The following is an 8,701-nucleotide window of genomic DNA, read 5'->3' on the forward strand; positions in this document are numbered from 1 at the left end:
ACCCGAAGGCTCCTCCGGATACGGTGGGAGCCTTCTTTGCGTTCCGAGGGCGGCGCTGAAGCGACCCGGATTCAGGACCGCATTCTCCGTAAGTCTGACGCAAGATTACCGCCGTAGGTTCGGCTCAGTAAAAACGGAGAGTTCCCATGCAACCGATTCAACTTTTCGACTTGGCCTCGCGGCAGGCGGAATGGCTGACGATCCGTCAGGAGGTTGTTGCCGGCAATATCGCGAACGCGAACACGCCGAAATATCACGCCAAGGACATTACGCCGTTCCAGGCTGTCCTCGACAAGTCGGATATTATGATGGCACGGACGAACGCGGCGCACCTGACTGGCAACGATCTGGGCACGAAGAGTGACATCAACGTGAAGGATGCGGCCCTCGATCAGGAGATCGGCGTTCAGGAATCTGGCAATACGGTAGGCCTTGCCGAGGAACTTTCAAAGTCGGGCGAAATCAAGCGTCAATATGAGTTGAACACATCCCTCGTGAGCTCTTTCAACAGGATGATGCTGATGACGGTGAAGAGCTAAGATCATGGATCCTTTGTCAGCAGCACTCAAAATCGCCGGGTCGGGACTCGAGGCGCAATCGACGCGCTTGCGCATCGTGTCGGAAAACATCGCCAACGCCCGCTCGACCGGTGACACCCCCGGCGCAGATCCCTACCGCCGCAAGACCATCACCTTCGGCGAGGCCATTGACCGTGCAAACGGTGTTACCACGGTCAACGTCAAGAAGCTCGGCGAGGATGAATCGAAATTCACCACTGAGTACGATCCCAGCAATCCGGCTGCCGACGCGAAGGGCATCGTCAAGCTCCCGAACGTCAACATGCTGGTCGAAATGGCCGACATGCGGGAAGCCAATCGTTCCTACGACGCCAACCTGCAGACCATTAAGCAATCCCGCGACCTGATCTCGGCAACGATCGATCTACTGAAGAGCCAATAATGATCAACAACGTCAATAGCGTCAGCTCCCTGTCGATGACCCGCGGCCTTGCGGGCATTGAGCCGGAGAACTCCACCGCCTCCTCGGCTGCCGAAAGCGCGGCAAACGACGGCGGCTTTGCGGCCGTTCTCAGCAACGTTGCGAAGGGGGCGGTCAATACCCTCAAGAACGCGGAAAGCATGTCCTTCGCCGGCATCAAGGGCACTGCCACGACGCGTGAAGTCGTCGATGCTGTCATGCAGGCGCAGCAGACCCTTCAAACGGCGATTGCCCTTCGAGACAAGGTCGTTTCCGCCTTTCTCGAAGTCACCAAGATGCAGATGTAGTTGATTTAAGGACGAAGCCATGAGAGCGCTTGCCATCGCTGCGACGGGTATGGACGCCCAGCAGACCAATCTTGAAGTCATCGCCAACAACATCGCGAATATCAACACGACCGGCTTCAAGCGCGCTCGCGCTGAATTTACGGACTTGCTGTATCAGACGGAACGCGCCAAGGGGGTTTCCAACCGCGCCAACCAAGCGATCGTTCCGGAAGGCGCAAACATCGGCCTCGGCGTGCAAACATCTGCAGTTCGTAACCTGCACATCCAGGGCGAACTTGCACAGACTGGCAACGACCTCGATGTGGCCCTGGTCGGTCGAGGCTTCTTCCAGATCCAGGCACCGGACGGAACCACGCTCTACACGCGCGCCGGCGCGTTCAACAAGAATGAGACAGGCCAGATCGTGACAGTGGACGGTTATACCGTCGCCCCGAACATCACGATTCCGACTGGCTCGACCGAATTGACGATCAGCCGCTCCGGTCAGGTCACCGCGAAGCTACCCGGTGCGACGACGCCGACGACGCTCGGCCAGTTGCAGATCGCCGATTTCGTCAACGAAGCCGGTCTTCAGCCTCTCGGCGACAACCTCTTTGCGCAGACACCAGCGTCTGGCGACCCCGTCGTCGGCACGCCTGACGAAGAGGGCTTCGGCTACATGAAGCAGAGCTATCTGGAATCGTCAAACGTCGATCCAGTGAAGGAAATCACCGAACTCATATCGGCGCAGCGCGCCTATGAAATGAACTCCAAGGTCATCACCACCGCCGACGAAATGGCCTCCATCGTCAGCAAGAACCTGAAGTAATCGGGAAGGGCCGGAACATGACGTTTTGCCGGGTCAAAAATATCCTCGGACTGGCGGCTGCTGCCGCCATTGCGATCACCGTAGTAGCGTCGCCGCAGGCGGCAGCTGCTGCAGGCATGGGATATGCGGTAGTTCCGACAACGACCATCTACCCCGGCGAAACTGTTTCCGGCGCCCAGCTTCAGGAAGTGGAAGTGACCAATCCCAACCTGAAGGGCGACTATGCGAAGTCGATCCGCCAGGTCGAAGGGATGATTTCGAAGCGCACGCTGCTGCCGGGACGCACGATCTCAGTCTCGGCGCTGCGGGAGCCCTATACCGTGACGCGCGGCTCCTCGATCCGGCTGATCTTCACGCTCGGCGCGATGACGATTTCGGCAGCAGGATCGCCACTTGAAGACGGGATGACGGGGCAGCTCATCCGCGTGCGCAACATGGATTCCGGCGTGATTGTCAGCGGCACAGTGCTCGCCGACGGCACCATACACGTGGCCGCAAAATGAAGACCTTTTTCCGTCTATTCGTAGCCCTCGCGTTTTTGTCCCCGAATGTCATGGCCGTCGCGCCCGCAGCGGCCATGACCTCGCGAATCAAGGACATCGCGTCCCTGCAGGCAGGACGCGACAACCAGCTGATCGGTTATGGCTTGATCGTCGGTCTTCAGGGCACCGGTGATGGATTCCGTGCCTCGCCGTTCACGGAACAATCGATGCGAGCGATGCTGCAGAATCTCGGCATTTCCACGCAGGGCAGTCAGTCCAATCCGAAGAATACGGCGGCGGTGATGGTTACGGCCAACCTGCCGCCCTTCGCCAGCCCGGGCAGCCGCATCGACGTGGACGTCAGCTCGCTGGGTGACGCAACGTCGCTGCGCGGCGGCACGTTGATCATGACATCGCTCTCCGGTGCCGACGGTCAGATCTACGCGGTCGCTCAGGGCTCTGTCGTCGTGTCGGGCTTCACGGCCCAAGGCCAAGCTTCGACGCTGACGGAGGGCGTGACGACCTCCGGACGAGTGCCTGGCGGTGCCATCATCGAACGCGAGCTGCCGTCACGCTTCAAGGATTCCGTCAATCTTGTCCTGCAGTTGCGAAACCCGGACTTTTCTACGGCGATCCGCATCGCAGATGTCGTCAACGGCTATGCCTCCGCGCGGTTCGGTGGCCCCGTTGCAGAAGCCAAGGATGCGCAGGAAGTTATCGTCCAGAAGCCAAGAACCGCGGATCTTACGCGCCTGATGGCCGATCTCGAGAATCTCGTGGTCGAAACGGACACACCGGCGAAGGTGGTTGTGAACGAGCGAACCGGAACCATTGTCATCGGCGCGGACGTGCGTGTCTCGCCGGTTGCCGTCAGCTATGGTACTTTGACCGTCCAGGTGACCGAGACACCGCAGATCATTCAGCCCGAGCCTTTCTCGCGTGGCGTGACCGCGGTTCAGCCGCAGACGGACATCGCCGCGCAGAAGACAGGTGGCAAAGTGGCTCTGCTCAATGGACCTGATCTCAAGACACTTGTGGCGGGTCTGAACAATATCGGCGTGAAGCCAGACGGCATCATTGCCATCCTTCAGGGCATCAAGTCAGCCGGTGCTCTGCAAGCGGAGCTCGTTCTGCAATGATAGAGAAGTTGACCCTATCCGACCTGGTTCGACGGCTTGCATTACCGGCGACGGCAGTCGCGGCGCTATCCATTCCCGCCGCCTTTGCGCAGGAGCAGCCGACGCTAAAGGGCGAAATGACCTCGCAGGAGGAAATCAGGCAGTTCTGCACGAACATTGCCGATCCCGCTCGCGACCAGCGTTATCTACTACAGAAGCAAGAGCTCGAGAAGCTTCGCGCCGACGTCGATTCCCGCATCGCTGAGATGAACAAGCGCAAAGAGGAATATCAGGACTGGCTGAAGCGCCGCGACGATTTCCTCAAGCAGGCCGAGGCTGGCCTGACCGAGATCTACAAGAAAATGAAGCCGGACGCGGCTGCATCGCAACTGGAACAAATGAGGATAGAAGTAGCGGCGGCCGTCATCATGCGGCTGAACCCCTCGCAATCGAGCCTCATCCTCAACGAGATGGATCCGAAGAAGGCCGGCGAAATTGCCAGCATCATCGCCAGCGCGTCCGATCCAAATACGTCGAAGGACCCTTCATGAAAAAGCGTTTCCCCGTCGCGATTGTTGCCGTCGCCCTCCTTGCAGGCTGCACATCGCCGCAGGCTGTCAATGAGATCGGTCGTGCCCCGGCCATGAGCCCGATCGGCAGCGGCCTCGCCTATGGTCAGACGCCGCAGATGGCACTTTATCCGAAGCAGCCGCGCCAGGTCGCGCAGGGCTATTCTCTTTGGAGCGACTCGCAGGCCGCCCTCTTCAAGGATGCCCGCGCCCTCAACGTCGGTGATATTCTGACCGTCGATATCAAGATCAACGATAAGGCCAAGTTCGAGAATGACACCAGCCGCAGCCGGACCAACTCGAGTGGCCTGAACTGGGATGTCAACGCCAACGTCATGGGCTGGAATCCCCAGTCGAAGACCGATGTGACCTACGGATCCGACACAAGCACCGACGGCAAGGGCAAGATCGACCGGTCCGAAACGCTGAAGCTTATGGTCGCCGCCGTTGTCACCGGTATCCTCGAAAACGGCAACCTTGTGATCAGCGGCTCTCAGGAAGTCCGGGTCAACCAGGAAATCCGTATTCTGAACGTCGCCGGCATCGTCCGCCCGCAGGACGTCAACGCCGACAACCAGATTTCCTACGAGAAGATTGCCGAGGCCCGCATCTCCTACGGCGGTCGTGGCCGCCTGATGGAAGTGCAGCAGCCGCCGCGCGGTCAGCAGGCCGTCGATCTTTTCTCGCCGCTCTGAGGCTGAACACCATGGCAGAGACAGAATTCGCCGAAGGCCAGCCGAAGAAGAAATCGGCCCTAGTGATGACGATCGCCGGGCTCGCGATCCTAACCCTGCTGGGCGCCGCCGGCGGCTGGGTGGTCGGCCGCCTGGTTGCACCGAACATCAAAGGGGCCGAACAGGAGGAACAGGCCAAGAAAGCCAAGGACGAGGCTGCACAGAAGAAGGAAGGCGAGGCCGGCCTGCCTCACATTTCGACCGAGGCCAACAACGTCGTTCAACTCGAGCCGATCACCTCGAACCTCGCTTACCCTTCGGAGAACTGGGTTCGCCTGGAGGTCGCGCTGCTGTTCAACGGCCCGCCTGACGTGAAGATCGCCGAGGATATCCATCAGGATATTCTTGCTTATGTCCGCACTGTTTCGCTGCAGCAGATCGAAGGGCCGCGGGGCTTCGAATATCTTAAGGATGACATCCAGGAGCGTGTTGACCTTCGCGCGCAAGGCCGCGTATCGAAGGTCATGTTCAGGACCTTCGTCGTCGAATGATTCGATTCCTACTGCTGTTCGCTGCCATAATGGCGGCACCGGAGCTGGCGCATGCGCAGCAGCTCCCGACAAACCTGTTGAACTTGCCGGTCGACGGTTCGGTCGCGGCATGGATCATACGAACTTTCGGCCTGCTGACCGTTCTTTCGGTTGCGCCGGGCATCCTGATCATGGTGACGAGCTTTCCGCGCTTCATCATCGCTTTCTCGATCCTGCGATCGGGAATGGGCCTGTCTTCCACTCCCTCGAACATGATCCTCTTGTCGCTCGCGCTGTTCATGACTTTTTATGTCATGCAGCCGACGTTCGATCAGGCATGGCAGACGGGTGTCCAGCCTCTCTTGTCGAACCAGATCGACGAGCAACAGGCGGTGGCGCGCATAGCCGAGCCATTCCGGACGTTCATGGCGAACAACACACGCGATAAGGATCTGACACTTTTCGTAGATCTGGCGCGGGAGCGAGGGCAGACGGTGGAGACTGCTGAAAAGATCGACTACCGCGTGCTCATTCCGGCTTTCATGATCTCGGAAATCCGGCGCGGCTTCGAGATCGGCTTTCTGGTCGTTCTTCCCTTCCTGGTCATCGACCTGATCGTCGCCACTATCACCATGGCAATGGGCATGATGATGCTGCCGCCAACATCGATTTCGTTACCGTTCAAGATTCTCTTCTTCGTGTTGATCGACGGCTGGAACCTTTTGGTCGGAAGTCTCGTGCGGTCCTTCCACTAAGCCGCTCCGATTGCGTGCGGCGGCGCGGAAAAAAGCGAAGGTGAAGGCCGTCGGTTTTTCATGCCTCGCAGTACGCTCTAGTCAAAACTGAAGAACGGTTCCGTACGGGGCGGCAGCGCCGGAACATCGATATGGTCTGGCTCCTGCCCAAGCTTCGCCCGCTCCACCATCATTTCATAGGCCTTTTCGAGATGCAGCGTGAAACGCTCGGCGTCGAACAATGGCATGATCACAGCATTGTCCCGAATGCGACGCTTGTATTCAACGATGCGGTCAGGGGTGTTGGCAAGCTCGACGGCCATGTCTTCATAGACCTTGATGTCGCTGGCCACCAGTTCCGGCAGACCTATCGCGTTAAGCAGGCTTTCGCTGACGCGGGAGGCAAAATTGGTGCCCTTGACGGTCAGAACCGGCAGGCCGCCCCAGAGCTGCTCCGAGGTGGTCGTGTGGCCGTTGACGGGGAAGGTGTCGATGCCAAGATCGGCCATCTGTTGACGATCGATGTGTTCTTCATAGGGCACGCGTGGACAGAAGATCACTCGATCCGATTCGACCCCTTTTTTGTTCATGTAGTTGAGCAGGTTGTTTTGGGTTCGTGGCGAGGAGAGCATGAGCCAAAGCACGCTGTTTGGCGCACGTTTTAGGATGTTGCACCAGACATCGAGTATCGCAGCGTTGATTTTGCGGTTCGCGTTGAACGAGGCGAAGACAAATGCTCCCACCGGCAAACCCACCTGGGCGCGCGTCGTTGGCCTAGGCTTCGGACGATTGGCCGGGTCGTTGGGTTGATAGCAATCCGGCATGCGCACCAACTTCTCGTAATAGTTCGCTTCGCTGCTGGGGGGCAGCACGAAACGGTCTCCGATGGCATAATCAAGGTCGACGTCGGTCACGCTGCCCGGAAAACCCAGCCATGTTGCCTGTAGCGGAGCGCCGCCATAGTTCAGGATTCTAGATCGGCCGCCAAACGTGTGTCCTTTAAGGTCGACCAGAATGTCAATTTGCCGCTCCCGGATGGCCTTGGCGGCTTCCTCGTCGGTCATGGCGCGCACGATGCACACGTCACCCCATCGTGAGCGATCGACCGTGCCGGCCTCGTGTTCCAGGTATTTCTCCTCGGTATGGCAGAAGAGCGTTATTTCGAACTTGTCGCGGTCGTGCAGTTCCAGGATACGACGCAGCAGCTTCATGGTTGCGTGTCCGGCCCAGAAATCGGACGAAAGGTAGCCGATACGGATCTTCTTACTCCAGGCGTGGGGAACGGCTCTTCGTCGCGCTGCCGCTTCCTTCAACCGAAGATCTGGATTGTGAGAAGCAAGCGCATTGAGCGCTTCGTCACCGCACCAGTGCAGGTTGTAGAAGGGATTGTCTCGTTGCAAGGCGCTGAGGTCGCCCTTGTCGAGCATTTTCTGCACCGGCAGGAATTCCTTGGCGACAAGCTCGAAGTCACAGACTTCGCGAGCGAAGACGAGCTTGAGCAGCCTGAGTGGCATGAGGTCGGGAAACTTCTTGAAAAGATTGTAGACAAGCGTCTCGTTCGTGGCGTCCAGAATGTCGTCGCTGAGCAGTTGCACCGCAAGGCGGACATGCTCCGGATTGCTGCTCTCGGAGATCACCTTGCGGAAGGGGCTCACGAGGTCCTTTCTGCCTTGCTTGAGGTGGATAGAGGCAAGAACGTAGGCTAGGTCGGCGTCCGAGCGAGCAAGTGCCATGACGCGCAAGGCCTGCAGCAAGGCCTGCTGCTCATCGCCACACGCGAAATACAGGAGGGCGGCTTCACGGGTGTAGGGTGACTCCTTGGCGCCGTCGAGTTCACCGGCGAGGGCATAGGCGCTAGCCGCTTCCGATTTGAAGCCCAACTTGAGAAGGTTCTTGGCCAGGAGAACGTAGGTCTTGACGTCCTGTTGCGTGTTGATGAGCTTGTTCAGCACTTCAAGGGATTTCAGGTATTGACCCTTCTGGTAGTCCTTCGATGCTGCCGCAAACGAGATATTCGTGTTCAAGAACTCACTCCGTCAGGAACTGGTCAATGGGCGCGGTTGCCGATCGCTCTCAGGCCGACGCACACGCGGTTTGGAGCACCTAGACATAACAAGCTTGCTTGAAGCAGGTGTCCGCGACCGAGCAAGATCATCGCAAGGAGTTCGCAGACTGTTAACCACTCCGCCGGACCGACGCCGTTTCACCAGTTGTTTTAATGAGTTGGCAATGAATGGCTGCGAGATTGCCTCGACATGACGGGTTTGGTTGCTCAAACGAACGGCACCGAGTGGCATGAAGCTGGTCCGTCATCGCCGGTATAGAAGTCCGGTATGTCCTCCTTTTGTATTTTGTTTTTGGGGACAGACTTATGACAAGCATTAACACCAACACTTCCGCAATGGCAGCTCTCCAGACGCTGCGTAACGTCAACAACAATCTGGCCGACACGCAGGGTGCCGTTTCGTCTGGTCTGCGGGTCGGCAAGGCTTCTGACAAC

12 protein-coding genes are annotated in these 8,701 nt (G+C 58.5%); 11 read left to right on the plus strand and 1 reads right to left on the minus strand.

What is annotated here, in order from left to right; translation table 11 throughout:
- Window positions 1–146 precede the first annotated feature (146 nt).
- Genes flgB through fliP form a run of 10 tightly spaced genes read left to right on the plus strand, consistent with a single transcriptional unit; the run spans window position 147 to window position 6,222 of the window.
- Window positions 147–539: a flagellar basal body rod protein FlgB gene (gene flgB, locus BN77_RS07380; RefSeq protein WP_007530077.1), complete on the plus strand. Its 393-nt coding sequence runs from the start codon at window positions 147–149 to the stop codon at window positions 537–539.
- A 4-nt stretch (window positions 540–543) separates the two neighbouring features.
- On the plus strand, window positions 544–960 hold the full coding sequence (flgC, locus tag BN77_RS07385; RefSeq protein ID WP_007530079.1) for a flagellar basal body rod protein FlgC: 417 nt from the start codon (window positions 544–546) through the stop codon (window positions 958–960).
- Entirely contained in the window at window positions 960–1,286 is a 327-nt protein-coding gene (fliE, locus tag BN77_RS07390) for a flagellar hook-basal body complex protein FliE (protein ID WP_007530081.1), read from the plus strand. The genes flgC and fliE overlap by 1 nt, the downstream gene beginning before the upstream one ends.
- A gap of 19 nt (window positions 1,287–1,305) precedes the next feature.
- The gene (gene flgG / locus BN77_RS07395) at window positions 1,306–2,094 is read left to right on the plus strand and encodes a flagellar basal-body rod protein FlgG (protein WP_007530083.1); all 789 of its coding nucleotides are present in this window, start codon (window positions 1,306–1,308) and stop codon (window positions 2,092–2,094) included.
- 17 nt (window positions 2,095–2,111) lie between these two features.
- Complete coding sequence (flgA, locus tag BN77_RS07400; RefSeq protein ID WP_007530086.1) at window positions 2,112–2,597, plus strand: flagellar basal body P-ring formation chaperone FlgA; 486 nt, start codon at window positions 2,112–2,114, stop codon at window positions 2,595–2,597.
- Entirely contained in the window at window positions 2,594–3,715 is a 1,122-nt protein-coding gene (locus BN77_RS07405; RefSeq protein WP_007530088.1) for a flagellar basal body P-ring protein FlgI, read from the plus strand. Before flgA ends, BN77_RS07405 begins: the two co-directional genes overlap by 4 nt.
- Window positions 3,712–4,245, plus strand: coding sequence for a MotE family protein (locus tag BN77_RS07410; RefSeq protein ID WP_007530090.1), 534 nt, complete (start codon window positions 3,712–3,714; stop codon window positions 4,243–4,245). The genes BN77_RS07405 and BN77_RS07410 overlap by 4 nt, the downstream gene beginning before the upstream one ends.
- Window positions 4,242–4,958 (plus strand): flagellar basal body L-ring protein FlgH, encoded by a 717-nt coding sequence (gene flgH / locus BN77_RS07415; protein WP_007530092.1) that lies wholly within the window; start codon window positions 4,242–4,244, stop codon window positions 4,956–4,958. The genes BN77_RS07410 and flgH overlap by 4 nt, the downstream gene beginning before the upstream one ends.
- An 11-nt stretch (window positions 4,959–4,969) precedes the next feature.
- Entirely contained in the window at window positions 4,970–5,488 is a 519-nt protein-coding gene (locus BN77_RS07420) for a flagellar basal body-associated FliL family protein (RefSeq protein ID WP_007530094.1), read from the plus strand.
- A complete protein-coding gene (fliP, locus tag BN77_RS07425; RefSeq protein WP_007530097.1) occupies window positions 5,485–6,222 on the plus strand; it encodes a flagellar type III secretion system pore protein FliP in 738 nt (245 codons plus the stop codon). The genes BN77_RS07420 and fliP overlap by 4 nt, the downstream gene beginning before the upstream one ends.
- Window positions 6,223–6,299: 77 nt before the next feature.
- Here fliP and BN77_RS07430 read toward each other — a convergent pair whose 3' ends face one another.
- Window positions 6,300–8,225 carry an O-linked N-acetylglucosamine transferase, SPINDLY family protein gene (locus tag BN77_RS07430; protein WP_007530099.1) on the minus strand — a complete coding sequence of 642 codons (1,926 nt, stop codon included), beginning with the start codon at window positions 8,223–8,225 and terminating at the stop codon, window positions 6,300–6,302.
- 347 nt (window positions 8,226–8,572) lie between these two features.
- Here BN77_RS07430 and BN77_RS33420 point away from each other — a divergent pair.
- Window positions 8,573–8,701, plus strand: a 129-nt coding sequence (locus BN77_RS33420) for a flagellin N-terminal helical domain-containing protein (protein WP_482822328.1), incomplete at its 3' end; no start/stop codon positions are given.

Source organism: Rhizobium mesoamericanum STM3625, from assembly GCF_000312665.1.
Classification (GTDB): Bacteria; Pseudomonadota; Alphaproteobacteria; order Rhizobiales; family Rhizobiaceae; genus Rhizobium; species Rhizobium mesoamericanum.

What these genes read in the sequence shown, in the direction of transcription:
- flgH (WP_007530092.1), top strand. Translation starts at nt 4,242, where the DNA reads ATGAAAAAGCGTTTCCCCGTCGCGATTGTTGCCGTCGCCCTCCTTGCA.
- flgA (WP_007530086.1), top strand. Translation starts at nt 2,112, where the DNA reads ATGACGTTTTGCCGGGTCAAAAATATCCTCGGACTGGCGGCTGCTGCC.
- BN77_RS07405 (WP_007530088.1), top strand. Translation starts at nt 2,594, where the DNA reads ATGAAGACCTTTTTCCGTCTATTCGTAGCCCTCGCGTTTTTGTCCCCG.
- BN77_RS07410 (WP_007530090.1), top strand. Translation starts at nt 3,712, where the DNA reads ATGATAGAGAAGTTGACCCTATCCGACCTGGTTCGACGGCTTGCATTA.
- flgG (WP_007530083.1), top strand. Translation starts at nt 1,306, where the DNA reads ATGAGAGCGCTTGCCATCGCTGCGACGGGTATGGACGCCCAGCAGACC.
- flgC (WP_007530079.1), top strand. Translation starts at nt 544, where the DNA reads ATGGATCCTTTGTCAGCAGCACTCAAAATCGCCGGGTCGGGACTCGAG.
- flgB (WP_007530077.1), top strand. Translation starts at nt 147, where the DNA reads ATGCAACCGATTCAACTTTTCGACTTGGCCTCGCGGCAGGCGGAATGG.
- fliP (WP_007530097.1), top strand. Translation starts at nt 5,485, where the DNA reads ATGATTCGATTCCTACTGCTGTTCGCTGCCATAATGGCGGCACCGGAG.
- BN77_RS07420 (WP_007530094.1), top strand. Translation starts at nt 4,970, where the DNA reads ATGGCAGAGACAGAATTCGCCGAAGGCCAGCCGAAGAAGAAATCGGCC.
- fliE (WP_007530081.1), top strand. Translation starts at nt 960, where the DNA reads ATGATCAACAACGTCAATAGCGTCAGCTCCCTGTCGATGACCCGCGGC.